This is a genomic window from Rhodococcus sp. ZPP (genome assembly GCF_017656075.1).
In the GTDB taxonomy this organism is placed as follows: domain Bacteria; phylum Actinomycetota; class Actinomycetes; order Mycobacteriales; family Mycobacteriaceae; genus Rhodococcus_F; species Rhodococcus_F oxybenzonivorans.
This window is the reverse complement of record NZ_CP058638.1, coordinates 1,383,747-1,409,930: the sequence shown is the minus strand read 5'-3', so window position 1 is coordinate 1,409,930 and position 26,184 is coordinate 1,383,747. Positions and strand designations below refer to the sequence as shown.

23 protein-coding genes are annotated in these 26,184 nt (G+C 66.5%); 19 read left to right on the top strand and 4 right to left on the bottom strand.

Annotation, left to right across the window (positions count from 1 at the left end; genetic code table 11):
- Positions 1-177 precede the first annotated feature (177 nt).
- The 12 genes from HYG77_RS06675 to HYG77_RS06620 all read left to right on the top strand — a co-directional run bounded on the left by HYG77_RS06675 (position 178) and on the right by HYG77_RS06620 (position 13,451).
- Positions 178-936: a TauD/TfdA family dioxygenase gene (locus HYG77_RS06675; RefSeq protein WP_208962214.1), complete on the top strand. Its 759-nt coding sequence runs from the start codon at positions 178-180 to the stop codon at positions 934-936.
- Entirely contained in the window at positions 933-1,949 is a 1,017-nt protein-coding gene (locus HYG77_RS06670; protein WP_109328293.1) for a diiron oxygenase, read from the top strand. Before HYG77_RS06675 ends, HYG77_RS06670 begins: the two co-directional genes overlap by 4 nt.
- Positions 1,946-3,259, top strand: a complete 1,314-nt coding sequence (locus tag HYG77_RS06665) for a lysine 2,3-aminomutase (protein ID WP_208962213.1) — start codon at positions 1,946-1,948, stop codon at positions 3,257-3,259. Before HYG77_RS06670 ends, HYG77_RS06665 begins: the two co-directional genes overlap by 4 nt.
- Positions 3,256-4,740, top strand: coding sequence for a GNAT family N-acetyltransferase (locus HYG77_RS06660; RefSeq protein WP_208962212.1), 1,485 nt, complete (start codon positions 3,256-3,258; stop codon positions 4,738-4,740). The genes HYG77_RS06665 and HYG77_RS06660 overlap by 4 nt, the downstream gene beginning before the upstream one ends.
- Positions 4,737-5,792 (top strand): Ldh family oxidoreductase, encoded by a 1,056-nt coding sequence (locus HYG77_RS06655; RefSeq protein WP_208962211.1) that lies wholly within the window; start codon positions 4,737-4,739, stop codon positions 5,790-5,792. Before HYG77_RS06660 ends, HYG77_RS06655 begins: the two co-directional genes overlap by 4 nt.
- Positions 5,789-7,015, top strand: a complete 1,227-nt coding sequence (locus HYG77_RS06650; protein ID WP_208962210.1) for an ATP-grasp domain-containing protein — start codon at positions 5,789-5,791, stop codon at positions 7,013-7,015. The genes HYG77_RS06655 and HYG77_RS06650 overlap by 4 nt, the downstream gene beginning before the upstream one ends.
- Positions 7,012-8,280, top strand: a complete 1,269-nt coding sequence (locus HYG77_RS06645; protein ID WP_208962209.1) for a GNAT family N-acetyltransferase — start codon at positions 7,012-7,014, stop codon at positions 8,278-8,280. The genes HYG77_RS06650 and HYG77_RS06645 overlap by 4 nt, the downstream gene beginning before the upstream one ends.
- Positions 8,277-9,197: a branched-chain amino acid transaminase gene (locus HYG77_RS06640; protein WP_208962208.1), complete on the top strand. Its 921-nt coding sequence runs from the start codon at positions 8,277-8,279 to the stop codon at positions 9,195-9,197. The genes HYG77_RS06645 and HYG77_RS06640 overlap by 4 nt, the downstream gene beginning before the upstream one ends.
- A complete protein-coding gene (locus HYG77_RS06635) occupies positions 9,194-9,943 on the top strand; it encodes a hypothetical protein (protein ID WP_208962207.1) in 750 nt (249 codons plus the stop codon). The genes HYG77_RS06640 and HYG77_RS06635 overlap by 4 nt, the downstream gene beginning before the upstream one ends.
- A complete protein-coding gene (locus HYG77_RS06630) occupies positions 9,940-11,247 on the top strand; it encodes an MFS transporter (protein ID WP_208962206.1) in 1,308 nt (435 codons plus the stop codon). The genes HYG77_RS06635 and HYG77_RS06630 overlap by 4 nt, the downstream gene beginning before the upstream one ends.
- 4 nt (positions 11,248-11,251) lie before the next feature.
- Positions 11,252-12,508 carry an ATP-grasp domain-containing protein gene (locus HYG77_RS06625; RefSeq protein ID WP_208962205.1) on the top strand — a complete coding sequence of 419 codons (1,257 nt, stop codon included), beginning with the start codon at positions 11,252-11,254 and terminating at the stop codon, positions 12,506-12,508.
- 127 nt (positions 12,509-12,635) lie between these two features.
- On the top strand, positions 12,636-13,451 hold the full coding sequence (locus tag HYG77_RS06620) for an oxidoreductase (protein WP_208963302.1): 816 nt from the start codon (positions 12,636-12,638) through the stop codon (positions 13,449-13,451).
- Between the two features lie 321 nt (positions 13,452-13,772).
- On the opposite strand, the gene HYG77_RS06615 is transcribed toward HYG77_RS06620, so the two are convergent.
- Positions 13,773-13,991 carry a hypothetical protein gene (locus HYG77_RS06615; protein ID WP_109328315.1) on the bottom strand — a complete coding sequence of 73 codons (219 nt, stop codon included), beginning with the start codon at positions 13,989-13,991 and terminating at the stop codon, positions 13,773-13,775.
- A 167-nt stretch (positions 13,992-14,158) separates the two neighbouring features.
- On the bottom strand, positions 14,159-14,635 hold the full coding sequence (locus tag HYG77_RS06610) for a DUF1707 domain-containing protein (protein WP_208962204.1): 477 nt from the start codon (positions 14,633-14,635) through the stop codon (positions 14,159-14,161).
- A gap of 103 nt (positions 14,636-14,738) precedes the next feature.
- On the opposite strand from HYG77_RS06610, the gene HYG77_RS06605 reads away from it, so the two are divergent.
- The 4 genes from HYG77_RS06605 (at position 14,739) to HYG77_RS06590 (ending at position 20,598) form a co-directional block, all read left to right on the top strand.
- On the top strand, positions 14,739-15,272 hold the full coding sequence (locus HYG77_RS06605) for a PadR family transcriptional regulator (protein WP_208962203.1): 534 nt from the start codon (positions 14,739-14,741) through the stop codon (positions 15,270-15,272).
- A 195-nt stretch (positions 15,273-15,467) separates the two neighbouring features.
- Complete coding sequence (locus HYG77_RS06600; RefSeq protein ID WP_208962202.1) at positions 15,468-16,637, top strand: 3-oxoacyl-[acyl-carrier-protein] synthase III C-terminal domain-containing protein; 1,170 nt, start codon at positions 15,468-15,470, stop codon at positions 16,635-16,637.
- 330 nt (positions 16,638-16,967) lie between these two features.
- On the top strand, positions 16,968-19,322 hold the full coding sequence (locus HYG77_RS06595) for an arylsulfatase (RefSeq protein ID WP_208962201.1): 2,355 nt from the start codon (positions 16,968-16,970) through the stop codon (positions 19,320-19,322).
- A gap of 10 nt (positions 19,323-19,332) precedes the next feature.
- Positions 19,333-20,598 carry a cation:proton antiporter gene (locus HYG77_RS06590; RefSeq protein ID WP_208962200.1) on the top strand — a complete coding sequence of 422 codons (1,266 nt, stop codon included), beginning with the start codon at positions 19,333-19,335 and terminating at the stop codon, positions 20,596-20,598.
- Between the two features lie 18 nt (positions 20,599-20,616).
- Here the strand turns inward: HYG77_RS06590 and HYG77_RS06585 are convergent, their stop codons facing one another.
- Together HYG77_RS06585 and HYG77_RS06580 are read right to left on the bottom strand one after the other, a co-directional pair.
- The gene (locus HYG77_RS06585; RefSeq protein ID WP_208962199.1) at positions 20,617-22,224 is read right to left on the bottom strand and encodes a DASS family sodium-coupled anion symporter; all 1,608 of its coding nucleotides are present in this window, start codon (positions 22,222-22,224) and stop codon (positions 20,617-20,619) included.
- Between the two features lie 245 nt (positions 22,225-22,469).
- Positions 22,470-22,850, bottom strand: a complete 381-nt coding sequence (locus HYG77_RS06580) for an SHOCT domain-containing protein (protein WP_208962198.1) — start codon at positions 22,848-22,850, stop codon at positions 22,470-22,472.
- Between the two features lie 195 nt (positions 22,851-23,045).
- Here HYG77_RS06580 and HYG77_RS06575 point away from each other — a divergent pair, with 195 nt between their 5' ends.
- From HYG77_RS06575 to nhaA, 3 genes are all read left to right on the top strand, one after another.
- Positions 23,046-23,747 (top strand): alpha/beta hydrolase, encoded by a 702-nt coding sequence (locus HYG77_RS06575; protein ID WP_208962197.1) that lies wholly within the window; start codon positions 23,046-23,048, stop codon positions 23,745-23,747.
- Positions 23,748-23,853: 106 nt separating this feature from the next.
- Positions 23,854-24,294 carry an SRPBCC family protein gene (locus HYG77_RS06570; RefSeq protein WP_109334961.1) on the top strand — a complete coding sequence of 147 codons (441 nt, stop codon included), beginning with the start codon at positions 23,854-23,856 and terminating at the stop codon, positions 24,292-24,294.
- Between the two features lie 27 nt (positions 24,295-24,321).
- Complete coding sequence (gene nhaA, locus HYG77_RS06565; RefSeq protein ID WP_208962196.1) at positions 24,322-26,184, top strand: Na+/H+ antiporter NhaA; 1,863 nt, start codon at positions 24,322-24,324, stop codon at positions 26,182-26,184.

Sequence of the window (26,184 nt, the reverse complement as noted above, 5' to 3'; positions counted from 1 at the left end):
CAGTCGAGTGACGGTGTCGTGAACTGTCACCGGGTGGCATTTCGGCTCCCCTAGGGTGGGTGGTGTGCGCGGCGAGGCGACCGCATCCTTGACGAAACCGATTCCGAGCGATCCCGATCTCCGACGGTCGGCATCACGGATTTCACATCCCGGTCGGGTTTCGAAATGGAGGAACAGATGTCGCCCTATTGCCGTGTCGATTCCGTGGCGGAAAGCTCGAGAGCACGAGTGGACCGCCTCGAGGGAAGGACGCTGGAGGAGGACGGCTACGTCCTCGTCCGCGACGTGGCCGATCGAGCCGCTGCTGCCGAAGTGGTTCGCTCCCTTGGGAATTTGGTACCGCAGTACAACGGTCATCTCACGCATGACGTGACCTACCGGCCGGGAAACGATCACCGGGCGTACTCACAGAGCGCGAACACGATTCTGGCGCACACCGAGGCTCCCGGATGGGATCCGAGCCCCGCCTATCTCGCTTTGTATTGTCATCGCCAGGCGCGCTGCGGGGGAGGGCATACCGACCTCCTCGACATACGGCACTTGGTCGAGGCCCTCGAACCGGCCGAGCTCGCGCTGATGACCGACGCCGAACTGGTCTTTCCCGGCCCTGACGGCGGAGTGCACACCACCATGCTGGGCTCGGACACCACCGGGCGCAGTGTTCTGCGGTTCAGCTACAACCTGCTCACCGCCGCCGACTACGATCCCCACCGCGACGCCGACATCGACGACTCCCTGCTGCCGCTCGGTCAGGCCGGCCGCCGGTTGGCGCACCGCGTGAGCGACCTGTTCCACACGCTGCGCACGCGTGTGCTGATCCCGGAGAACGCGCTGCTCATCTGGGACAACCAGCGCATGCTGCACGCGAGGTCGGAGTACGCCGACCGCACCCGTCACCTCACTCGTTTCTGGGCCGGCGACCGGAGCCGCGCATGACCATCGACGACCTTCAACTGCAACGCTCCGATGCCGATGGGCTGGTGCACTTTCCGGGACTTCCGGCGTTCGACCCCGCCGACGAAACCGAGAACGCCATCATCCGCCGCCTCGCGGGGAACTGGCACCGGCGGTCGACGGTGAAGCGCGACGAGCCCGACCTCGACGAGCTGTTTGTTGCCGGCCGGGCGGACTATCCGGAGAAGCTTGTGCCGTTCCGCGCGCACCCGACGTGGCAGGCGATGCCCGACGCGCTGCGTTCGCGGCTACTGAGCTGGGCGTGGATCGCTTATAACCGGCATACGGTGCTGGCCGAGCAACGTGTCGCCAATCCGGCCTTCGCGCTGGTGATGGACGGTGAATTTCCCGGACTCGGTGGTCCGGATCTGGAGATCGCGCTCGCCCAGGCCATGGTCGACGAGCAGTACCACTCCCTGATGCATATCAATGCGAGCGCGCTGACGAGGCGCAAACGGGGGTCCTTGTTCCCCGACAGCGCTCTTCCCGAGTCGCATACCTCGCGGATGCACAGTCGGTTGCGGGACGAGGCCGCGGAGCGCTGGCAGCGCAGCCTCACCACCTTGGCGTTTGCCACCGTCTCCGAGATCTCGATCAACGCGTACCTCGATCTTCTTGCCGGCGATCGGGACATTCAGGTGGTCAATTCCACTACCGCGCAACTGCACAACCGGGACGAGTACTGCCATGCGTCGATTTCCGACGAGATGGCGAAGCTCGTGTATGACGTGCTGGACGCCGACAAGCGCCGCTTCTTCCTCGACATGCTCGTGGCAGGGCTGGAGGCGTTCGTGGCCACCGACTACTCCACCTGGGAGGCGATCTTGCGGATCGAGCGGGTCCCCGGTTGGGAACGGATGGTCGCCGACGTTCGCTCCGAGAGTTCCGGGGCGCGGCTCGTGCGCGACTACAGCGGCCTCCACTCGCTGATGTCGGACATGGATGTCCTAGGGGAAGTCGACTTCGACTGGGGTCTGGCGGTGACGAACACATGACACTCGCCCTCGATAGCCACACGGCGCTGAACCCGCGGTCGGTCAGCGGTGACCGGCTACGCAAGCTCGTCGTCGAACGCACCGGCGACCCGGTCCTCGCACATGAGGCGCACGTGGTGTCCCAGGTACTGCCGTTCAAGGTCAGCAGCTACGTGGTGGACGAACTGATCGACTGGGATCGTGCACCCGACGACCCGATCTACCGCCTGACCTTTCCGCACCGCGACATGCTCGAACCCGAACACTTCGCGGTGATCGAGCAGGCGGTGGTACAGGGCGACCGGGCCGGAATCCGCAAGGCGGCCGACGCGGTTCGAGGCTCCCTCAACCCACACCCAGGCGACCAGATGAGCATGAACGTTCCCCAGCACGACGACATCGACGGCTCGGGGATGCAACACAAATATGCCGAGACACTGCTGGTGTTTCCCCGCCAGGGACAGACCTGCCACAGCTACTGCGGCTACTGCTTCCGCTGGGCCCAATTCGTCGACCAGCCCGACCTCAGGATGGCCGTGTCCGGGCCGGAGGCGATGACCCGGTACCTCGATCGGCATCCGATGATCACCGACGTCCTGTTGACCGGCGGCGACCCGCTGGTGATGCGCACCGATCTGCTGGCCTCCTACCTCGAGCCCCTCCTCGAACCCGAACGCGAACACGTCGACACGGTCCGGATCGGGACGAAGGCCGTGTCGTTCTGGCCCTACCGCCTGCTGGCCGGACCCGAAGCGGACAGCGTGCTGCGGTTACTCGAGCGGCTGACCGCAGCGGGTAAGCACGTCGCGGTGATGCTGCACCTGTCCCATGTCGCGGAGTTGCAGACCGATGTGGCCAAGGCGGCGCTCGCTCGATTGGCGTCGACGGGAGCGGTGCTGCGCGCCCAGGCCCCGGTGGTGCGTCACGTCAACGACGACCCGCGTGCGTGGGCAGACCTGTGGCAGGCGCAGGTGCGTCACAACGTGGTGCCTTACTACATGTTCGTCGAACGGGACACCGGTGCCCGGCCGTACTACGGTCTGCCGCTGGCAAGGGCGTACGACATCTATCGCGAAGCGCTGCAACAAGTCTCCGGTCTCGGTCGGACCGCGCGCGGACCGGTGATGTCGGCGTCACCCGGAAAGGTCGTGATCGACGGCGTCGTCGAGCTCGACGGCGGACGCGCGTTCGCGCTGCGCTACCTGCAGGCCCGCAACCCGCAGATGGTCGGCAGGCCGTTCTTCGCCGTGTACGACGAGCAGGCGCAGTGGTGGGACGAACTACGCCCGTACGGTCCCCGCGACCGCGAATTCTTCGGGGGACTCTCGTGAGGGTCACTGCACATGAGATCAGCCTGACGCAGAGGCACGTGTGGCGTTCGGCCAGGGAAGCGATTCCGGTGCAGCGTGCCCTCGTGGTCGAGGTCGAACAGGACGGTGTCACCGGATTCGGTGAGGCTTCCGCTTTCATGACCGCCCACTACAACTCCGGGGTGGACCAGCTCCACGCGGATCTGCGCCGGATCGCCCCGCTACTGGAAGACCTCGGTCCCGCCGACCCGTTCGCCGTGTGGCGCAGGCTGTTCGCGGCGCTGCCCGATTCGCCGTTCGTCCTGGCCGCCCTCGATACTGCGGTGCACGACCTGCGGGCCCGACTGCTCGGCGTGCCGCTGTGGCGGGCCCTCGCTCTGGACTCTCCGCAGGAATTGCGTTCGAGCTTCAGCATCGGGCTCGACGAGACCGAGATGATGGTCCACAAACTGTGCGAGCGGCCCGGATGGGCGGCGTACAAGGTCAAGCTCGCCGATCCGGGTGATCTCACCGTGCTCGAGGAACTCCGCCGCCACACGAGTGCGCCGTTCTATGTGGACGGCAACTGCGGCTGGACCCTGTCCCGACTGCTCCCGGTGCTGCCCGCCCTGCAGGACCTCGGCGTTCAGTTGATCGAGCAGCCGTTTCCGCGATCGGCGTGGTGGGACACGCGGACACTGAAGCAGCACAGCTCGATCCCGGTGATCGCCGACGAGAGCATCACCTCGATGCAGGATTTCGCCGCGTGCGCCGAGGCGTTCGACGGCATCAACGTCAAACCGATGAAAGCCGGGGGGATCACTCCATCCCTCGTGTTGCTGCGCCGGGCCCGCGAGCACGGTCTGCTCACCATGCTCGGTTGCATGCCCGAGTCGGTGGCCGGGGTGTCTGCCACGGCCCACCTGGGCGGACTAGCCGACTACCTCGACGTCGACGCCGTCGACCTGCTGGCCGTGAACACCGGCTTCGGGGTCTCGCTCGACGGTTCCGGCCGCGTCAGTCTCCCGGATCGGCCGGGGTCCGGATACCTGCCCGACCCCACCGCCCACGGCTGGCGCGTTCGGCCGGTGAGCGCCGAAGCAGTACGACCGGTCCGCCACCGAGTGCTGCGGCCCGGGCAACCTGTGGCGACCTGCGCCTATCCCGAGGACTCTGCCAGCGGCGCCCGGCATTTCGCCGCCCTCGACGCAGGGCGCGTGGTCGGGGTGGCCTCGCTGTACGACGAGGATCCCGAGTACACCGTGCCGGGACTGGCCGCCGGCCGCGGCCGGCGGCTGCGCGGCATGGCCACGCTCGAGGAGGTCCGCGGCACCGGCGCGGGCAGCGCGCTACTCCGCACCGTGCGCACCAACGCGGTGCTGTCCGGCGCCGACGCGCTGTGGTGCAACGCGCGCACCACCGCCGCGGGCTTCTATCTCGCACACGGCTTCCGCGTTCTCGGACCCGAATACGACATCCCGGGCATCGGACCCCACGTCTTCATGCATTGGAGTGCTTCATGATCAACCCCACTCGATGGCCCGAGCAGCAGGCGCGCACCCTCGCCGCGCGGGCGTTCCGCGAGGCCGGTGTCCCGGCGGGCAACGCCGAGCAGGTCGCCGACGCCCTGGTCGATACATCCCTGCGCGGCATCGACACTCACGGTCTGCGGCTGCTTCCGCAGTATCTCGACGAGCTCGCGACCGGTGTCGCGAAGGCAACGGCCACGCCGACCGTGGTCTCGGACCGCGGGGCGGGTCTGCTGCTGGATGCGGACGGCGCGCTGGGCGTACTCGCCGGATTGGCCGCCGCCCGGCTGGCCGCCGAGCGAGCCCGGGAATTCGGCGTCGCGGCGGTGGGGGTGCGCAATTCCAACCACTTCGGTGCGGCGTCGGTATACACCCGGCACCTGGCCCGGCACGGGCTGGTCGGCATCGCGGTGACCTCGGCCGCCTCGCGGGTGGCGCCGTTCGGCGGGGTCGAGCCGCTGTTCGGAACCGACCCGATCAGCGTGGCCGCCGGCGTCGGAGACGACGAGTTCGCCCTCGACATGGCCACCAGCCAGGTGTGCTTCGGCGAGGTGAAGCAGCGCCGGGCCGAGGGACGCCCACTGAACCGCGGCTGGGCGACCGACCTCTGCGGCCGTCCGACCGAGGTGCCCGAAGAGGCGTACGCGCTATCGCCGCTCGGTGGGTACAAGGGGCAGGGTCTCGCGATGGCGGTCACCCTCCTCGGTGCCGTGCTGACCGGATCGCCGCCGGATTGGCGGCTCGCGCAGGTCGGCGACGGAACACCGGGCCGCAGTCGCGGCGTCGGTCACTTCGTCCTAGCCCTGGATCCCGGTGCCTTCAGCGGGCAGACCAGTTTCACCGCCGGACTCGTCGACCTTCTGGATACCGTCCGCGCGTCGACGCCGGCCACGGACGCGCCCGTGGTGGCTCCTGGCGATCCTCAGCGAGCCCACCAACGAGAACGGTCGGAGCGGGGCATTCCGCTGGACGCACGAACCGCGGAAGTGCTGGCCGGCCTGTCCGGGAACGTCGCTGCTGACCCGGAGAAGGAGATGGTCCGATGATTCTCGTGCTGATCAGCCCGCGGGCTGCGGGGCTGCCGTTCGCCGGGTGGCTTCCCGAGGAGCGTGGACGGATGGTGGCGGTCTGCGCCGCGGGAGCGGAACCGGCCGAGGGATTTGCCGAGGTCATTCCGGTCGCCGACTACAGCGACGACGTCGCGGTGCTGCGGGCGGCCCGCGCTCTTGCGCGCTGGCACCGCCCGACCGCCGTGCTCGCCTTGGCCGAGGTCGACGTCGAGCGCGCCGCGGTGTTGCGCGGCGACCTCGGTGTGCCTGGGCTCGACACCGGCACGGCGGCCGCCTACCGCGACAAAATTCTGATGAAAGAACTAGCCCGCGATGCAGGACTGCTCGTGCCGTCCTTCGCGTCGGTGTGCACCCCGGCCGACGTCACCGGTTTCATGGCGGACCACCCGGGACGTGTGGTGGTCAAGCCGCGCAGTGGATCCGGTTCGTCCGGCGTGTACGTCCTCGAGTCGCCCACACAGGCGGACGACCTCGCCGACGACCTCGCGACAATGCCGTACGAGGTCGAAGAGTTCGTCGACGGCGCGGTGCACCATGTAGACGCATTCCGGGTGGCCGGGCAACCGGTGGCGGCGGTCGCCTCCCGCTACACCGGCCAGGGTTGCCTCGAACACTGGACCGACGCTCCGTTCGGTTCGCGGTCGGTCGATACCGCAGACCCTCTCCATGCGCGCCTGGTGGAGGAGACCTGGCGACTCGTCGATGCACTCGACTCGCCTCCCACGATCTGTGTGCACGCCGAGTTCTTCGTCACCGGCAGCGGCGACATCGTCCTGTGCGAGGTGGCTGCCCGAATCGGCGGCGGCCCGATTCCGATCATGTTGCGGCACATCCTGGGAATCGACCCACGGCACCTGTGGGCACGCGTGGAATGCGGCCTGCCCATCGACGTGGACGCGGTACGCCGGCACGTGGCAGCGGCACCGCACGCCGCGTTCTACGGCGTGCCACCCCGGCAGGGCCGGGTGCGGCGAATCCCCGACGCACCGCCCGGTGTCCACGACTTCACGGTGAACACCCATGTCGGGGACCACTGGAGCGCCAGCCGATACAGCGGGCGTAAGTCGGCGGACTTCCTCGCTTTCTGGGTGGTCACCGACTCGGACTTCACCGCTCTCGGGCGCCGGCTCGTTGCCACCGCCGACCGTGTTACCGCCGAATTCGACTGGGAACGCGACGAAACGGAGAACGCAGCATGACCGGCAGCAGCACCCTCACCGGCGGCCTCACCGCCCACCTCCTTCCGGCCGGTGCCCGCCCGAGTGCTCTGGATTTCGCGGGCATCGTCGAGCCGGACATCATCTGGGAGGACGCGCGGTGGTGCCGGTTCGTCGAACACACCGACCTGCACGAGATTCGCTATCTCGAGGTGCGGGAGGACGGCCAGACCGTCGCCCTGGCTCCGCTGCTGTTCACCGCACAGCCCGGTGGCCTGCTCTTCTACGATCCGCCCCGGCTGGTGGGAACCCCGGGTGCACTGGCCGAACCGGAGCTGCTCGACGAGACTGGTCGCCAGTGTTGGGCCGAGCTCAGCGCGGCGCTGCCCGGTGCGCGCGAGGATCAGTATCCGTCGCTCGCGCTCGCTACGTTCGGGAACCACCACGGGGTGGCGCACACTCCCGGCCGCACGCACGACGAGCGCCAGGCCGTCATGGCCGTCCTGCCCGAGCTGCTTCAGCAGGCCGGCGACGAACTCGGCTGCCGCAGTCTGGCATTGCTGTATGTCGGCGAGCCGGACGCCGAGGCGGTAGACCGCTGCGCCTCCCGTGCCGGTTACACGGCAGCACTACTGGGCGCTGAGGGCGTGCAGGACCTGGCCGCTGACAGCTGGACGGAGTACGTGGCGGGGCTGAGCAAACGCCGGCGCGTGCGGCTCCGCAAGGAGGTCGCCGACTACGAGCGGGCGGGCATGCGCACAGCGGTCCGGTGTGGACCGGAGGCACTCGACGACGAGGTGATCGCCCTCCAGGTCGCACACCGGGCCAAGTACGGACTGCCCGGCGGCGAGGATCGGGTTCGCCGCGACTTCGACTCCGTCCGCGAGGAATTGGGTGACGCGTGTGTGGTGCTGCGCACCGAACGCGCGGATCGGCTGGTGGGTTTCGTGCTCTACCTACGCACCCGGGACACGCTGTTCGCGCGGACCGCGGGATTCGCCGCCGATGCTCGCGGTTGCTATCTCACGCTGACGTACCACGAGACGGCAAGGTGGGCCGTGGAGCACGGCATCCGTCACGTCCACTACGGCATGGCGGCCTACGAGGCCAAACATGCTCGCGGGTGCCGACTACGCCCCCGCTGGGGCTGGTTCTCCTTCCGCGGAGCCGGCTCCGACATCTTTTCCGAGACCCTCGCGCTGCAATCACAGAGCATCGAACGCCGGCTCGAACTGGTCGGTGCGCCCGCGGCGCCGGTCGCCTCCCGACACCTCTCTGCCCCTACCGAACCGAAAGTGGAACGATGAAACTGACCCCGACCAGCACTGTATGGATGGACGGCGAGTTCGTCGCGTGGGACGAGGCCCAGGTCCACGTGCTGACGCCGAGCCTGCACTACGGGTGGGGCGTCTACGAGGGCATCCGTGCCTATGACACGGAGAGCGGCCCCGCGGTGTTCCGGCTACGCGATCACCTACGACGGCTCCACGACTCGGCCCGGGTGTATCTGATGGACCCGGGGTGGTCGGTGGACGATCTCACCGAGGCCTCCCTCGAGTTGCTGCGCCGCACCGGCCTGGACTCCGGCTATCTGCGCCCGATTGTCTACCTCGGCTACGGCTCGATGGGCGTCGCCCCAGCGTTGGACAGCACCCGGGTCGCGATCGCGGCCTGGCCCTGGGGTTCCTACCTCGGCGAGTCCGCGGAACAGGACGGCTGTCGCCTGATGGTCAGCAGTTGGCAGCGCAACGGCATCCACGCCGTTCCGCCGCTTGCCAAAGCGACTGGAGCCTACGTCAATTCGGCACTGGCAAAGGTGGGCGCGCTGCGCGCCGGTTACGACGACGCGCTGATGCTCACCGCCACCGGTCACGTGGCCGAGGCGTCCGCGGCGAACATCTTCGCCGTCCGCGACGAGGTACTGATTACGCCGCCGATCAGCGACAACATCCTGCCCGGCCTCACCAGGGACACCGTGATCACCCTCGCCCGGGATCTGGGGCTCACTGTGAAGGAGCAGAGCCTCACCCGCAGCGAACTCTACGTCGCCGACGAAGCGTTCCTCACCGGCACTGCTGCCGAGATCGTCCCGGTGGCGTCGGTCGACGACCGCCCGCTCGCCGCGGGTGGTTGCGGTCCGATCACCAAGCAGCTGCGCGACGTCTTCCACGACGTGGTGCGTGGGCGCGTGCCCACCTACCGACACTGGCTGGAGTTCGCATGAACACACGTTCCCTGCTCTCGACCACCGATCAGGTCACCGACGCCTGGGCCGGTAGTGGCCTCGGGATCCTGGAAGGCTTGGTCGCCGAGTTCGCCAGCGGGACAGGCCTACCCGACGACACGCCCACCGCTGTCGCTCGACGGGAGGAGGTCGCCGACCGGGTGGTAACGGTGCTGGGTGCGCGGGCATGGCAAGCGCTGCCGGAGGCGTCCCACGGTCGGGCACGCCGCGCGGCACGGCGCGCCGTCGCGTACTCGCTCGCCGCGGATGTCGCTTCCGCCGGCGGGCCCACCGGTGCGAGGGGCGACTGCTGGGTGCTCACCGTCCACGCACTGGAACTGCTCACGGTGGCGGCGCATTTCGACGCCGTCACCGACCGGACCCGCGAGCTGCTCGGACCGGCGCCCGCAGGACGGTTGCTCGCCGCCTGGCAGATGGTGAACGACGGCCTCGCCGTCGTGGCTACCACACGCCACGAATGGGTCGGGGCAGATCCCGCGACCGTGGCTGCCGCGGGATGGGTGCTGGTGGACCGGATGAGCCGACTACTGATCGCCGCCGCTCTGATCGCGCAGGCCAAATCCACCGTATTGCCCGCTCCGACGGTCGATCTGCTCGTCAACGCGGCACGCCGGTATGCCTGGAATCATGTGCGCGGCCCTGCGCCCGAGGCCGCCACCGCCACCCACGTGAACCGTTCGGCAGATCTCGTCCGAGCGTTCGCGACCCGAGGAATCCTCCCGTGACCCCGGGCCTACGGCGACTCGGTGGTGTACTTCTTCCCGGCAGTCCCGCGGGTCGCACGCTGGCCGTCGGTGCCGGAATCGACTCGCTCGGTACCGGCATGTTCTTCGCGTCCTTCGCCCTGTACTTCATCGGCGTCGTCGGCCTCAGTGCCAATCAGATCGCCCTTGCGACCACCATGGCGGGTGCGCTCGCCCTGCTCGCCCCGGTGCCCTTGGGCCGGCTTGCCGACCGGGTGGGTCCGGCGCGGTTCTACGTCGCCCTGCTGGTGGTGCGCGGCCTCGGCTACGGCTGCTTTGCGCTTGTCTCCGACTTCACTGCCTACCTACTGCTCACCGTGGTGCTCACCGCCGCCGACCGGTCGAGTAGTCCGATCCAGCAAGCCGTCATCACAGCCGTGATCGGCGGTCACGACCGCACCCGGACGATGGCCACCATCCGCGCTATCCGAAATGTGGGACTGACCGTCGGGTTCCTTCTGGCAGGCATCGTCTTCGCGACGGGCGCGCAGGCGGCCTTCACGGCGCTATTCGTGGGAAACGGGATTTCCTTTCTCGCCGTCGCGGTGGCCGTGCGACTCGTCCTGCGCAGGACGGGAACGGTAGTGGAGCGTAGGCCTTCTCGCGCCGACGGTGATCCGGCCGCGGCTGCCGTGCGCTCACCGCTGCGCGACCGGTGGTTCATGGTGTTCACCGTCGGGAACGGCGTGTTGGCGCTGTACGACACGGTGCTGATCGTTCTGCTGCCGATCTGGATTCTCGAGTACACCACGGTGCCGATTGTGTGGGTGCCGGTGTTCATGGCCGTCAACACCGTCCTGACCGTGGTGCTGCAGGTGTATGTGGCCCGATTTGCCCGCGGTACGGCCGCGGCCACTCGACTCCTGAGCGCGACCGGAGCCCTGATGGCGATCTGCTGCGGGTTGCTCGCTCTGGGACACCTGGCCGCGGCCCCTACCGCGGTGGTCGCCGTTCTGCTCGCGGTCGTGGTGCTATCCGTTGCCGAGAACGTCCACTCGGTGGCGGCGTGGGAGTTGTCGGCGGAACTGTCGCCGCAGCCTGCCGTCGCCCGCTATCTCGGCGCGTTCAGCCTCGGAATGACCGGCCAGAAGGTAGTCGGCCCCACCCTCCTCGTCGTCGCCCTGCTGCCGACCGGGCTGATCGCTTGGCCCGTCCTAGCCGGCACGTTCGGTGCCGCAGCGCTTCTCTCGCGGACGGCGGCGCGTCGCTGCCACGCCGAACGTATACGTGCACAGACATTTTCGGACGAGCAGCTACCGGCGTCCCCACTCCAGAAAGCACGGTGAAAACATGAGCGAACACGTCTTGGTCGTCGGCAGCGGCCGCGACCTTCCGAGCCGGGTCCGCAGGGCCCTGCCCGGCACGCAGACCTCCGTGATCTGCCGGCTCGACTTCGTTGCCAAGCTCCGGCAACTGACCGAGCACACCCGGGTGATCGCCGTGCGGCACGACGCCCCGGACGAGGAATGGATAGCACTGGCCAGGGCGGCGCACGCCCGGCATCCGTTCACCCGTATCGCGACGTTCGGTGAACGCGATCAGGACCGCTGCGCCGCGATCGGGGAGGCGCTAGGCCTGTCCACCCACTCGCCGCGCACTGTCGCGTTGATCCACGACAAGAACGCCATGCGCGCGCAGCTTCGGGACTCGGGCATCGACTCCACCGCCTCCGCCATCGTCGCCGACGTGGACGCACTGCACACGTTCGTGGGGCAACATGGCCTGCCCTGTGTCGTGAAACCGGTCTCCGGCGCGGGCAGCGCGGGGGTGGCCGTGGTTCGGGAGGACGCCGCGCTTGCGGCGGCATTCGAGCGCGCGGGAGGCAGCTTCGACGGCCTCCCGAACAGCGGCGTGCTGGTGGAGCAATTCCACGAGGGACCGCAATTCAGTGTCGAGGCGTTTTCGGAAAGCAGTGAACACCAGGTCGTCGCCATTACGCGCAAATTCTCCGACCCGGCCACCTTCGTCGAACTCGGCCACGTAACACCGGCCGAACTTTCGGCGGCCGAGGAAGAGCAGGTGCACACCTATGTGGAACGGCTGCTCTCCGCACTCGGAGTGGAATTCGGCGCCACGCACACCGAGATCGTCCTCGGATCCCAGGGCCCGAAGGTGATCGAGACCCACGTGCGAATGGGAGGCGACGAAATACCTGCTCTCGCCTTCGACGCCACCGGCGTCGACCTCGCCGGCTGTGTCGTGCGCCAAACGGTAGGGGAAAAGGTTCTTACGGGAATTCGGGCGGTTCTCGCCGAGGAGCGGCCCGGTCGTTGTTCCGCGATCTGGTTCGCGGCCGCCCCGGTTGCAGGAGTGCTCACAGAGGTCGGCGGCCTCGACGACGCCCGGAACGTCGACGGTGTGACCGAGGTGCAGTTGCTGGTTCGACCGGGGAGCAAGGTCGACGTCCTGGAGTCGTCGGACTCGCGGGTGGCCTACGCACGGGCCCTCGGAGACACGGCCGAGCAGGCGCTCGTCGCCGCTCGCGAAGCTGTCGGCTGCCTCGAATTTCAGGTGCGGGTGGCGGCAGCGGACGTGGTGTCGGTGTGACAGTGATGTCGGAGCTCCGGTGCGTGAGTATGCGGTCCCCGTAGAAGTGGGCGGCTTGCGGCTGAAAACCGATCGGTTTAGGGTGTGGAGGTAAACCGATCGGTTTCTAGAGTCAGGGAGTCCAATGATGGCGTCAACTCAGCAGGTGGCCCTCGTAACGGGTGCGTCATCCGGTATCGGGCGAGAAACGGCGCTCGCGCTGGTCAAGGCCGGTTTCACAGTTGTCGGTACCAGCCGCGACGCCTCGCGAAGCACGCCGCTCGACGGTGTGACGTTCTTCGACCTGGACGTGACCGATGAAGCATCGGTCAGCGCCTTGGTCGAGCAGGTGATCGGACGGTTCGGGCGGATCGACGTCCTGGTCAACAATGCCGGCATCGGTTTGATGGGCGCGGCCGAGGAAAACTCCGTTGCACAGGCACGGGGCGTCTTCGACATCAATGTCTTCGGCGTGATGCGTATGACGAGGGCGGTGCTGCCGCACATGCGAGCACTGGGACGTGGGCGCATCATCAACCTCTCGTCGGTCTACGGGCTGATCCCGGGGCCGTACTTGGCCGCCTACGTCGCGTCGAAGCATGCAGTCGAGGGCTACTCCGAGTCGGTGGACCACGAGGTCCGCGAACACGGCGTGAGGGTTCTCCTGGTCGAGCCCGGTGGTACGAACACCGGGTTCGAGGCGAACAGTACGCGGCCCGATTCGCCGCTGCCGGTCTACGAGAAGCAGCGCCGGATCGCCGATCAGGTGCTTGCGACGTCGGTCGAAGGCGGCGACACCCCTGCCACCGTGGCCCGTGCGGTCGTAGCGGCGGCGACGGATTCGAAGCCGAAGCAGCGGTATACCAGCGGCCCGCTGGCCTCGCGTGTCAGCATGTTGCGCCGATTCGCTCCCGTTCGGATCTTCGACGGCCAGATGCGCAAGTACCACCGCTTGACCAACTGACGCCTGCTCGACACCACTGGGAATCTCAGCCCTCAGGAGCAACTGATGCGACAGTCGCGATCCGCGTCGCCTTGTCTCGCGGGAGTTACTTGGAGGCCGCCAGTTCCTCGGCGATTTCGATGTCGATTTCCTGCTCGGTCATCTCTCCGAACAGGTGATTGGTGAACATTTCTCGACTCGATCCCGTGGTGGTGGTCCGGTCGCTGGAGGCTCCAGCAGCGGCTCTACAAGATGTATCGCCGCGGAGCGCGCTGGTGTTTCACCCCAGCTCCGGGTTCTTCAAGGTGGTCTGCCGGACCGGCGGTGTGCGCCGGACCCCGCTCATTCGCGCATTCCGTCGGCAAGCTCCAGAACGCGCCCGACGTATCGGCTCATGAACGTGTTGAACGCCAGTTGTGACAGTTCGGGGCACCCGGCCTTGCGGAAGAAGTGCTCCAAACCGACGAGTTCGGTGCCGATGCAGACTCGTTGGTCGTCGAGGTCGGCGAGCCGGCGTACGAGGCGCTCGAGTTCGTCGGCCTTGCTCATCACTTCGTCCATCGGACTTCACCTCGTACTCGATGCGATGGTGGTTTCTCGGCAGGGCTGGCGCGTCAGATGGGGGTCTTTCCGCGTCGCGTCTCCGAGTCTACCAGCTATTCGAACGTGTGTGCGAATAGCTGGCCTACATCGAACGAGGCCTTCGGCGCTGCGGAGTCGAGTGGTGTTCAGTTGTGGGCCGCGGCGCTCAATCGGTTATTGCACCGCACGGTTCCCGTGACCTTGCTGTACGTGCCTTCGCGACCGAGCAGCGTTCGGCTCAGCAGTACCAAGCCCCAGGGGCCGATCACCCAGACTGGCCAGAAGTAGATCATGACGCCGGTGGCGAGCGAGATGATGCCCCAGATCGCGATGTTGAGGCTTCCGGCGGCGAGCCAGGCAAGCCACTCGATGCGTTGGTGGCTCGGAAGACGCAGGCGTCCAGGCTGGCGTGATCGGATCTCGCGCGGGGCAGGTGCGGGGGCGGCCGGAAGGTCGCGCAGCACCTGACGTACCTGCACCTGGGTGACCGACCGATACGCCTGCGCCACCCGTTGGTCGAACTCGTCGATGGTGAGTCGGCCAGCGGTGAGATGCCGGCCGAGTTCGTTGACGACCTGCTCGCGTTCGGAATCGGATATCCGGATGTTGTCCGCGTACTCCATCGGACCCTCCTCGGCGGTGACATTCCACTGTGGAATGTCGATGTCTTCTATGATCGATATGACACAGTGGAATGTCAACCCCTCACTTACGAAGGACAATGCCATGGCCGAACGCCCGCTCAATGCCACCGCTGCGTCGCTTCTCGGTTTCCTGCACGAGGGATCGAAGACGGGATGGGACCTGGTGGTCACCGCCCAGGAACGCATCGGCAAGTTCTGGTCGATCACGACCAGCCAGGTGTATCGGGAGCTTGCTGCGATGGAGCGCGCCGGGTTGATCGAGGCGGGGGAGCGGGGCACCCGCGAGCGCAAGCCCTACACCCTGACCGATGAGGGTCGGCGGGCGTTCGCAGACTGGATCGAACGTGACCCCGCCGCCGAGAACATTCGCTATCCATTGCTGCTCACCGTCGCGTTCGGCGCGCATCTTCCGCCCGACCGGTTGGACGCGATGCTGGATTCCCACCGCACCGCACACGAGCATCAGCTCGCCGAGTACGAGCGCGAGGCGGAAGTGCACAGCTCCAATCAATATGCCTTGGCGACACTGGACTTCGGGATCGTGTACGAGCGCGCCGTCCTGGAATGGTTCGATCGCGTCGGCAAGCGGCTGGGGCGTGGGAGGCGGAGCCGCTGACGAAGCCTCTCGCGCGTCGGCGCCGGCAAGATGACTGCGAGCGCTTTCCGGCAGGCATGGGCATCGCGCTCCGAGCAACATCGGACATCGGGGTGGGATGAATCTGCACCCTCGGGTGCCTATGTGGAGGGCGATCGCTCTTCGACGATTGGAGTACACATTCCCAATCGCGCGAGCGAGGAAGAACGGCCCACTATGTCAATCGCTATCGACCAAGCACTTCTCACCCGAAAGGAGAGGCAAGCGCGCGAGTACGCAACTCCGTCGGCGCCGCCGACGACCGTACCCGTCATCGAAGCAATTGCGACCGGTGTGCCTGACCTGGTCCTCGACCAATCCGTCGCAGCGGACTGGATGGCTGGGCACTTCATCGATTCGGAGCAGCAAGCCAGAATCAGACGCATCTTTCGCAAGACCATGATCAACACGCGTCGATTCGCGGTCGACCCACTAGCTCCTCGACCTCATGCGCCCAGCGGCACATCAGCGACGATTCAGGATCGGATGCACCTGTTTTATCGCCACGCCGTTCCGCTGGCGGTCGATGTGGCGCGGCGGGCGCTCGACGGTGTCGACCCGGCAGATCTCGGACTTCTCGTCTTCGCCACGAGCACTGGCGTCATCGCGCCCGGCGTCGATGTCGCGGTCATCGAAGAACTCGGACTGCCTCGGTCGGTCGCTCGGCTGGTGGTCAACTTCATGGGTTGCGCGGCAGCGATGAACGGAATTCGCACCGCCTCGGACTTTGTCCAGGCCAACCCGGACAAGAAAGCGATGGTCCTGTGCATTGAGCTCAACTCGGTGCATGTCTTCCCCATCGAGGACGTCGACGACGCGGTGATACACAGCCTGTTTGGAGACGGCTGCGGCGCGGTAGTCATCGGGGCAAATCGAGGGGCGGAGCAGGCCGAAGCCGGATCGATCGTCATTCGGGACAAATTCACCCACCTGTTCGAGGCCACGGAAGACGGCATCGCGGTCGGTGTCCACCACGACGGTATAAGGTGCGAGCTGTCCGAGAACGTCCCCAAGTACATCTACAATGGCGTTGCTCCCGTCGTCGGAGACATCCTGCGCCGCAATGGGTTGCGGCAGTCTGACATCGATGTGTGGGCAATCCACCCGGGCGGGCCGAAGATCTTGCTCGAATCCGCGCGATCGCTCGGCCTCCCGGCCACAGCCTCGTCGACGAGCTGGGCCGTTCTTGGTGAATTTGGAAACATGTCGAGCGTCGCACTGATCTTCGTGCTCGAACGTATCGCCGGTGAGGCAGAGGCGAGCAAGCCGATCTCGACGGGTGTCGCGTTCTCGTTCGCGCCCGGAATCACGATCGAGGGATTCGTCTTCGATGTCGTTAGCCATTAACCATGCTTCTCGGCCATCCGGTCCAGTCGAGCGCCGAGTTTCCCGAGAACGGCCCATTTCCTCCTGAATGCTGATGTGGGGGCGGCTGTGCGTTGGCGCGAACGTGGTTGTCGGTGACGGTGGAGCTGCTCGGCGGGCGCGGCGAGGACCTGTGGCCATGGCCCGGCCGCGTGTATGAGGTCCTGTCCTGCGGTGCGCACCTCACCCGCAGTGGGTGAGGCGCCGGCAGGTTGAGTCCCGGCACGCTGAGGCAGGGCAGTGCTGTGTACTCCGGGCCCAGCAGAGGACCCGGGAGCGTTCCGACGACACGCGAAGAGGTTGTGAGTAGTCATGGTGGAGCGGCGTGAGGTTTTACCCATACCCGACCGGCAGCACCTCGGACTGATCACCTATGACGCGAAGGACCCGGACACCGCCTTCCCCCCGATCGAACCCCTGCTACCCCCACAGAACGCCCCGAACGTTCTGGTGATCCTGCTGGACGACGTGGGTTTCGGGGCGGCCAGTGCCTTCGGGGGTCCGGTGCACACCCCGACCGCGGAGCGACTGCAACGCGACGGCCTCACCTACAACCGCTTCCACACCACCGCCCTCTGCGCACCGACCCGAGCCGCGCTGCTCAGCGGCCGCAACCACCACTCGGTGGGGATGGGCATGATCACCGAAACCGCGACCTCGGCGCCGGGCTCGTCCGGGCTGCGGCCGAACACCAAGGCCGCACTGCCGATGACCCTGAAACTCAACGGTTACTCGACCGCTCAGTTCGGGAAGTGCCATGAGGTGCCGCCGTGGCAGACCTCCCCGATCGGGCCTTTCGACGCGTGGCCGACCGGCGGCGGTGGCTTCGAGCACTTCTACGGGTTCATCGGCGGCGAGAACAACCAGTACTATCCGGCGCTGTACGAGGGCGTGGCGCCGATCGAGGTGGACAAGACACCCGAGGACGGCTACCACCTCACCGAGGATCTCGCCGACCACGCCATCGACTGGATTCGGAGCCAGAAGTCCCTAGCCCCGAACAAACCGTTCTTCGTGTACTTCGCACCCGGGGCCACGCACGCCCCGCATCACGTGCCCCCGGAGTGGGCGGACAAGTACGCCGGCCAGTTCGCCGGCGGATGGGACGCGCAACGCGAGTCGACTCTCGAGCAGCAGAAGCGGCGCGGCGTCGTCCCCGCCGACACCGAACTCACGGCGCGCCCGGAGGCTATTCCCGGGTGGGAGGAGATGGACGACGCACTCAAACCGGTGCTGGAACGCCAGATGGAGGTGTACGCGGGATTCCTCGAGCACACCGACTTTCACGTCGGCCGCGTGATCGACGCGATCGAAACGATCGGCGCCCTGGACAACACCCTCGTATACTACATCATCGGCGACAACGGTGCCTCCGCCGAGGGAACCATCAACGGCGCATTCAACGAGATGGCGAACTTCAACGGTCTCGCCGCCATCGAGACCCCGGAGTTCATGGCCGAGGTGAAGGACAAACTCGGCACCCCGGAGTCCTACAACCACTACTCGGTGGGCTGGGCGTGGGCGATGTGTGCGCCGTTCCAATGGACCAAGCAGGTCGCCTCGCACTGGGGTGGCACCCGCAACGGCACCATCGTCCACTGGCCCGCCGGGATCCGCAGCAAGGGTGAAGTTCGGTCGCAATTCACCCATGTCGTCGACGTGGCAGCGACGGTGCTCGAGGCGGCCGGACTGCCCGAGCCCACGTTCGTCAACGGGGTGCAGCAGGCCCCGCTCGAGGGCCCGAGCATGCTGTACAGCTTCGATCAGCCGGAGGCTCCGGAACGACACGACCTGCAGTACTTCGAGATGGCCGGTAACCGCGGCATCTACTACAAGGGCTGGAGCGCGGTCACCCGGCACAGCACCCCGTGGCTGCCGAACGAGGTGCTGCCCGCCCTCGATGACGACGTGTGGGAACTCTACGACGGGTCGACCGACTGGTCGCAGGCCCATGACCTCGTCGCCGAGATGCCCGATAAACTCGCTGCACTGCAACGGCTCTGGTTGATCGAGGCGGTGAAATTCAACGTTCTTCCCATCGACGACCGCCGCTTCGAACGGCTGAACCCGACCATCGCCGGCCGACCGCAACTCGTGACGGGAACCTCGCAGGTGTTGTTCCCGGGGATGAAACGGCTCAGTGAACACAGCGTGATCGACATCAAGAACCGGTCGTTTTCGGTAACCGCGGCGATCGAGACGCCGAAGGACGGGCTCACCAACGGTGTCATCATCGCCCAGGGCGGTCGCTTCGGCGGCTGGGCTTTCTACGTCAGGGAGGGACGAGTGAGATTCGTCTACAACCTGCTCGGCATGAGCGAATTCGTCGTCGGGGCAACCGAAGACCTCGACACCGGCAGTCACCAGGTCCGCGCCGAGTTCGCTTACGACGGAGGCGGTCTGGCGAAGGGCGGGACCGTCACCCTCTACATCGACGGCCGCAGCGTCGGCTCTGGCCGGGTCGACCAGACGCAACCGATGGTCTTCTCAGCAGACGAGACCACCGATATAGGCAACGACTACGGGATGCCGGTGAGCACCGACTACACCGGTGCCGCCAAGTTCAACGGGCGTATCGAGGTCGTGAAGATCGACGTCGGCGAAGACGACCACTCCCACCTCGTCGACCCCGCCGAAGTCGTCCGGGTCGCAACCTCCCGCCAGTAATCGGTCCGACATGACGTGGGCGCTACCCGCGATCGCTGCGATTCTGCTCGCCTACGCGGCGATCTCCGGTCGGACTGCGGGCACGCCGATTACGGCCCCGATCGTCTTCACCGTCGGCGGTCTGCTCCTCGGTGCAAGCACGGTGGGGCTGATCGACGTGCATCCCGCCGCCGAGACGGTGAAACTTCTCGCGGAGGTCACGCTCACGCTGGTGCTGTTCTCCGACGCCTCCCGGGTCGACCTGTCAGCCCTCCGTGCCGAAATCGCCCTTCCCGCCCGTCTGCTGGGCATCGGCCTGCCACTGACCATCGCGGCCGGTTTCGGTGCCGCCCTGCTCCTACTCGGTGATCTGGCGTGGCCCGAGGCGCTCCTGCTTGCGGTGATCCTCGCGCCGACCGACGCTGCTCTCGGCCAGGCCGTGGTCACCCTGCCGATCCTGCCGTCCCGAATACGGCAGGGTTTGAACGTCGAGAGCGGGCTCAACGACGGAATCTGCGTGCCGCTGTTCTTGATCGTGCTGGCGATCGCGCAGGCCGAGGCAGGGGCGATCGGCGGCGGCGCCGCGGCCCGGTTGGTCGCCGAGCAGATCGGTTACGGCATCGTCTCGGGAATCGGTGCCGGGGCGATAGCGGCGGCGATCCTGGTAGTAGCCGGCCGCCACCGCACGATCGATCCGTTGTGGGCGCAGACCGTTCCCTTGACGGCGGCCCTACTCGCCTACACCGTCGCCGTGCCGTCGGGTGGTTCCGGTTTCATCGCTGCGTTCGTCGGCGGACTCACCTTCGGCGCCATCCGCCACCGAGCCGAGGTCAACCACGGCGATGGCGAGAGCAGTGACGGTGCCGACCTTCTCGACGAGGCCGGTGACCTGTTCAACGCGATCACCTTCATCGTCTTCGGCGCCGTGCTGCTCGGACCGGCTCTCGGCCACCTGTCGTGGGCCGTGCTCGGCTACGCAGTCGTGAGCCTGACTGCCGTCCGGATGGTTCCCGTCACCCTGTCTCTGATCGGGACACGTCCGCGCGCCCCCACCGTCGCCTTCCTCGGATGGTTCGGGCCGCGCGGACTCGCGACCATCGTCTTCGTCATCCTCATCTTCGAAGAATCCGGCGAGCTGCCCCACGAGGAATTACTGCTGACCACCGCCGTCATCACCATCGGACTTTCGGTGCTCGCCCACGGACTCACCGCCGCGCCCCTGGCCGATCGCTATGCCGCGTGGTTCCGTCACCACCCCCGAGGCGAGGGCGTCATGGCACCAGATCCCGGTCGATGAGATGGCCGCACCGACTGATCACCCACCGCCGAGGCCGACCACGGCGATCATCAGGGGCAGAAAGACGATGATCAGGATCGCGCCGACGATGTCGAAGGTGATTCCGCTTCGGATCATCGTGGTGATCCGGACGGCTCCGGAGCCGTAGACCACGGCGTTCTGCGGCGTCGAGACCGGCAGCATGAATCCGAACGATGCGGCGAACGTGGCCGCGAGCGCAGGCACGAAGGGGTTGACCCCGGCGGCCAACGCCACCGGGATCACAATCGGCACCACGACCGCCGCCGACGCCGTGTTGCTCGTCGTCTCCGATACGGCGATGGCCAGCAGCACCGCGAACACGGTGATGGCGACGACGCTCGTCAGGCCCAGCGAATCCGCGACGGATGTGCCGATCGTCTCGGCGAGTCCGGTGTCGGCGAGCAGTGAGCCGAAGATGATGCCGCTACCGAACAGCACGATCGTGCCCCAGTCGATTTCTGCTGCGTCCCGCCAGGTCAGCGTGAATTCGCGATTCTCCCAATCTGTCGGCAGCAGATAAAGCAACGCCGCGCCGAAGACCGCGACCATGCCCTCGTCGAGTCGGTCGCTGATCGTGCCGTAGAGGTCCGAGTCGTTGCCGGCGATCACCGCGACGATACCGGGCAGGATCCACAGCGTCACTGTGACTCCGAACGCGATGAGCGTGTTCTTCTCGGCACGCGACAACGGACCCATTTCTGCACGCTGCTCAGCCAGGTAGTCGGCGACGCCTTCGATGCGCCGAATCTCCGGTTTGTTGATGCGCAGCAGGATGATGGCGAGCGCGATGAACATCAGCAGGCAGATCGGGAGGGCCATCACCATCCACTGCCCGAAGCTGATCCGCTCCCCGGTGGCCTCCTCGATGAGCCCGCGTCCGATCAGGTTGGGTGGGCTTCCGACCGGTGTCAACAGGCCGCCCACGCTGGCGCTGTATGCGAGCATCAGCATGATCGCGGCACCCACCCGAACACGCAGCGGGTCGAAGTCCTCGGCGACGACGCCGCGGCGCTGCATGAGCTTCGCGATGACGCCGAGGATGCCCAGGGCGGTGGGCAGCAGCATGGCCACGGTCGCGGTGTTGGATACGAACGCCGAGAGTCCGCACGTGATCGCACCGAACGCGACGATCACACCGGTGGTGGACTGGCCGACACGCGGCAGGGTCAGGATCCGAAACGCGAAGCGCCGTGCGACGCCGTGCTCGAGCATCGCCTGGGCGAGGATGAACGCTCCGATGAACGTGAAGATCGTCGACGACCCGAACGCGGCGAGCACCTCGTCGGCCGGCGCCACGCCCAGAAACACCACGATCGCCACCCCGAGCAGCCCGCCGATCGGGATCGGCACCGCCTCGGTCACCCACAACACGATGACGCCGAGCAGCACGCCTGCCAACGTCTGCTGGTCGGGCGGTATGTCGATCGGCAGGGCGAGGAAGACGATCGTGATCAGTGGCGCCAGAAAGAGCCCGATCGTGCGGCGGCCCTTCTCGAATCGCTCCTCGGCGGGTGAGAGCTGCTGTTCGCCGAGACTGCGATAGGTGGTGTGACCGAGCAACGCCTTGTCGACGTCGGTGCGGTCGCCCTGGTTGTCAGCTGTCATGGTCCCTCCCCGGCACAGATCGGTACGGAAGTAGTACCCATGAACGAGCGTGATAGTCGTGTCACGACCTGTTCTCTCGGCACGACCGAGACTTGCGACCAGTGTCGGACCCGACCCGTCCTGGGACGACGAGTCCGGTCAACTGGCGGAGCCACCCGCGCACGAAGCGCGCCGGCACCTTCGAGTCCGCGTCGGGTTCGTCCAAATACCATGCACGACAGCACTATCGAACTTGGTGATATTGCTCAGCCCAGTGCCTTCGCTTTGAGAGTGTCGTACTCGGCCTGGTTGATGGTGCCTGCGTCGAGGAGTGCTTTCGCGTCGGCGATCTGCTCGGCAGCCGACTTGCCGGCCACCTCCCTGATGTAACGGTCAGTTGCCTGCCTCGCCGAGTTGTGCGCCTCGAGTTGCCTTTCCGCGATACCGCGACCCCGGGCGATGAGATACACGAACGCGGTGATGTACGGCAGCACGATCAGAAAAATGATCCAGAGTGTTTTGGTGAACCCGGACATAGCGCGATCGCGGAACAGGTCACCGAGGATCTGGAAAAGGATCATCAGGTAGGCGACGAACGCGAACACGACCAGCGTGTACCACAGCAGGTCCCAGAATGAATCCATCATGAGGTAGCTCCTTCGCACTTGTGGACTGCGGTGGTGTGCAGCCCGAAATGTGCACCGCTTACCTGGTCAGCATCGTCCTTCGAGCCCCCGATTGTGCGCAGTTCCGCATAACGGGTAGCGCGACGCATGCCGCCATTGGGTTGCTCCTGCGACTGCACCGTGGTGTGCTTCTGCTCGTGGAAGGGAGACGATGAGATGGCCGTGACTTTCGTCTTGTTGCCCGGCGCCGGATCCGACTCGTGGTACTGGCACCGAGTCGTGCCCATTCTGGCGAGCCACGGGCACGCCGCCATCACCGTCGACCTGCCCTACAGCGACGAGAGCGCAGGCCAATACGAGTTCGCCGACGTCGTCGTCAAGGCGTTGCACGACGTCGAGGGTCCCGTCGTGCTGGTCGCGCAGTCGATGTCGGCGTTCACCGCGGCGATCGTGTGTGAACGAACCGACGTCGACGTCGATCTGCTGGTTTTGGTGGCTCCGATGCTTCCGGCGCCCGGGGAGTCGGCGGGCGAGTGGTGGGCGAACACCGGGCAGTCCGCGGCCCAGCGTGCGCTCGCGGTCAGCGAGGGACGTGACCCGGCCGCCACCAACGATCTGCGCGAACTGTTCTTCCACGATGTGCCGGAGGAGCTCATCGAGGAAGCGTTCCAGGCCGAAGAGGTCGCCATGTCGGACACTCCGTTCGAGACGGTATGGAGGGCGGAGGAGTGGCCGCACGTGAAGACCCGTGTGGTCGCGGGCAGTCGAGACCGCCTCTTCCCTGTCGATTTCATGAAACGGATCGTCCGGGAGCGTCTGGGCATTGCACCCGACGTGATCGATGCGGGACACCTGATCGCCTTGGCCCGACCCCGGGAACTGGCCGCGGCGCTCGAGGGCTACGTCGAGGGACTCTGATCGTCACGGCGACCGTCGCCGAGCGCCGACCCCTGAACCGCGGTTAGTCTGCCGAGAACGGCGCAATCCGTTCCCGAGGTCCGAGCACATGGAGGTGCGAGACACGATGTCGTTGTCGGTATCAGGCGAGTTCGAGATCGAAGCAACCCCCGAACAGGTCATGCGTGCCCTTGTCGATGTGGAGCGGATCCCCGAGTGGTCGGCGGTGCACAAAAAAGTCATCGTGGAGTCGCGGTTCGAGGACGGGCGACCGCGGACCGTGCGGATGACGCTCTCGGTGCTCGGTGTCTCGGACACTCAGTTGGCCGAGCACAAGTGGATCGACGACGAGCAGATGTCCTGGGTCCTCGTCGAGAGCGACAAACAGCGGAGCCAGGAAGGCGAGTACCGCCTCACGCCCACGTCGCGCGGCACCTCTGTGCGGGTCACGATGTCGGTCGACCCCAAGATCCGGTTGCCTCAGGCGGTGCTGCGGCAGGGGCAGAAGCAGGCGATCCGGACCATCCGCAAGGGTCTGACGAAGTTCGTCGTCGACAACTACGTGTGATCAGCACGAGCGTGAGCGAGGGGACAGATGGCGGTCGAGGACAATCCCACACGCCTGGGACGGTTGTCGGCACGGCTTTCCGGAATTCGTGACGGCACCGACGACGACACGTTGTCGGCCGGCTTCCTGCTCGTAGCCACTGTTCTGGCGTTGGTGTGGGCAAACATCGGGACCACGTACGAGTCGTTCTGGCACACGCCGATCACCATTCAGGTCGGCGAATACGGAATCAGCCTCGACCTGAAGCACTGGGTCAACGACGCATTGATGACGCTGTTCTTCTTCGTCGTCGGCCTCGAGGTCAAGCGGGAACTCACGATCGGTGAGCTCACCGACAGAGCGCGTGCCGCAGTGCCTCTGGTCGCCGCCATCGCCGGTCTGGCCTTGCCGGCTGCGCTGTTCCTCGCCCTCAACCCGAGTGGCGACGAGGCCGCCGCATGGGGCGTGGTGGTGTCGACGGACACGGCGTTCGTGCTGGGTGCGCTGGCGCTCGTCGGACCGAAGTGCCCTGCGCGACTCCGCGTGTTCATCCTCACCCTCGCGGTCGCCGACGATATCGGCGCGCTCGCCATCATCGCCTTCTTCTACACCGACAATCTGCGGCTCGGTCCGCTCGTGCTCGGTGCGGTGGGACTACTGCTGATCATGCAGTTGCGTCGACTGGAGGTGTGGCGTGGAGTCGCCTACTTCATCGTCGCGGCCGTTACGTGGGTGGCGTTCTATGAATCCGGCGTCCATCCCACGCTCGTGGGCGTGTTGATCGCCCTGATCCTTCCCGTGTATCCGCCCAGGCGCCGCGAGGTGGAGCGGGCGGGCGAACTCACTCGCGCGTTTCGGCAATCACCGAACTCCGAGTACGCCCGGGCCGCACAGCTCGGTGTCCTGCGGGCCGTCTCCGTCAACGAGCGGCTCCTGCGGTTCTATCAGCCGTACACCGCCTTCCTCGTGGTGCCGATTTTCGCGCTCGCCAATGCCGGCGTGGTCGTCACCGGGCAAACCCTCGCCGACGCTGTGAGGTCGCCGCTGGCCTGGGGCATCGTGCTCGGCCTCGTGGTCGGCAAATACGTGGGCATCACCGCCTCCACCGCACTGTTCTCGAAAATGCGTCCGGGTAGTCTGCCACCCGGACTCAACTTGTCCCAGATCAGCGGCGGCAGCGCGCTGGCGGGCATCGGTTTCACGATCTCACTGTTCATCGTCGATCTCGCCATCGAATCGCCTGTCCTGGCGAACGACGCCCGCGTCGGTGTCCTGACGGCAGCGGTGATCGCCACCGTCCTCGGCTGGGCGCTGTTCCGGTTCTCGGACTGGCGCACGCCGCCGACCGAGGCGATCGGTACTACCCTTCTGCGGCCGGTGCAGCCGGGGCGTGATCACCTACGGGGACCGGTAGACGCACCGCTCACCTTGGTGGAGTACGGCGACTTCGAGTGCCCGTTCTGCACCAAGGCCACCGGCAGTATCCGCGACGTGCGCACGCATTTCGGTGATGGACTGCGCTACGTGTTCCGGCATCTGCCTCTCGACGAGGTGCACCCGCATGCGCGTTTCGCTGCCCACGCCGCGGAGGCGGCCGACCGGCAGGGCCGGTTCTGGGAGATGCACGATCACCTGTTCGCCAACAGTGATGCCCTCGATGAGGACGAAATCTACGGGTACGCGGCGGAACTCGGCTTGGACATGAATCGGTTCGAGGAGGAATTGCGCACCGGCGAGTACCTGCACCGCGTCGACGACGACGAACTCGACGCCCAGACCAGTGACTTCCGGCAGACACCGACGTTCTATCTCGGAGCCACGGGCGCCGATCTCACCCGGCACACCGGACCCTTCGACGCGGCCACGTTGATTCGCCGCCTCGAAGAGGCACGGGACGCGCAAGGCGACTGA

Excerpts from the sequence above, each read along its gene's own strand:
- HYG77_RS06665 (WP_208962213.1), top strand. The coding sequence starts at position 1,946 with ATGACACTCGCCCTCGATAGCCACACGGCGCTGAACCCGCGGTCGGTC.
- HYG77_RS06610 (WP_208962204.1), bottom strand. The coding sequence starts at position 14,635 with ATGGAGTACGCGGACAACATCCGGATATCCGATTCCGAACGCGAGCAG.
- HYG77_RS06585 (WP_208962199.1), bottom strand. The coding sequence starts at position 22,224 with ATGACAGCTGACAACCAGGGCGACCGCACCGACGTCGACAAGGCGTTG.
- HYG77_RS06580 (WP_208962198.1), bottom strand. The coding sequence starts at position 22,850 with ATGATGGATTCATTCTGGGACCTGCTGTGGTACACGCTGGTCGTGTTC.
- HYG77_RS06600 (WP_208962202.1), top strand. The coding sequence starts at position 15,468 with ATGTCAATCGCTATCGACCAAGCACTTCTCACCCGAAAGGAGAGGCAA.
- HYG77_RS06650 (WP_208962210.1), top strand. The coding sequence starts at position 5,789 with ATGATTCTCGTGCTGATCAGCCCGCGGGCTGCGGGGCTGCCGTTCGCC.
- nhaA (WP_208962196.1), top strand. The coding sequence starts at position 24,322 with ATGGCGGTCGAGGACAATCCCACACGCCTGGGACGGTTGTCGGCACGG.
- HYG77_RS06605 (WP_208962203.1), top strand. The coding sequence starts at position 14,739 with ATGGCCGAACGCCCGCTCAATGCCACCGCTGCGTCGCTTCTCGGTTTC.
- HYG77_RS06635 (WP_208962207.1), top strand. The coding sequence starts at position 9,194 with ATGAACACACGTTCCCTGCTCTCGACCACCGATCAGGTCACCGACGCC.
- HYG77_RS06570 (WP_109334961.1), top strand. The coding sequence starts at position 23,854 with ATGTCGTTGTCGGTATCAGGCGAGTTCGAGATCGAAGCAACCCCCGAA.
- HYG77_RS06625 (WP_208962205.1), top strand. The coding sequence starts at position 11,252 with ATGAGCGAACACGTCTTGGTCGTCGGCAGCGGCCGCGACCTTCCGAGC.
- HYG77_RS06640 (WP_208962208.1), top strand. The coding sequence starts at position 8,277 with ATGAAACTGACCCCGACCAGCACTGTATGGATGGACGGCGAGTTCGTC.
- HYG77_RS06615 (WP_109328315.1), bottom strand. The coding sequence starts at position 13,991 with ATGGACGAAGTGATGAGCAAGGCCGACGAACTCGAGCGCCTCGTACGC.
- HYG77_RS06590 (WP_208962200.1), top strand. The coding sequence starts at position 19,333 with ATGACGTGGGCGCTACCCGCGATCGCTGCGATTCTGCTCGCCTACGCG.
- HYG77_RS06645 (WP_208962209.1), top strand. The coding sequence starts at position 7,012 with ATGACCGGCAGCAGCACCCTCACCGGCGGCCTCACCGCCCACCTCCTT.
- HYG77_RS06655 (WP_208962211.1), top strand. The coding sequence starts at position 4,737 with ATGATCAACCCCACTCGATGGCCCGAGCAGCAGGCGCGCACCCTCGCC.
- HYG77_RS06675 (WP_208962214.1), top strand. The coding sequence starts at position 178 with ATGTCGCCCTATTGCCGTGTCGATTCCGTGGCGGAAAGCTCGAGAGCA.
- HYG77_RS06620 (WP_208963302.1), top strand. The coding sequence starts at position 12,636 with ATGGCGTCAACTCAGCAGGTGGCCCTCGTAACGGGTGCGTCATCCGGT.
- HYG77_RS06575 (WP_208962197.1), top strand. The coding sequence starts at position 23,046 with ATGGCCGTGACTTTCGTCTTGTTGCCCGGCGCCGGATCCGACTCGTGG.
- HYG77_RS06595 (WP_208962201.1), top strand. The coding sequence starts at position 16,968 with ATGGTGGAGCGGCGTGAGGTTTTACCCATACCCGACCGGCAGCACCTC.
- HYG77_RS06670 (WP_109328293.1), top strand. The coding sequence starts at position 933 with ATGACCATCGACGACCTTCAACTGCAACGCTCCGATGCCGATGGGCTG.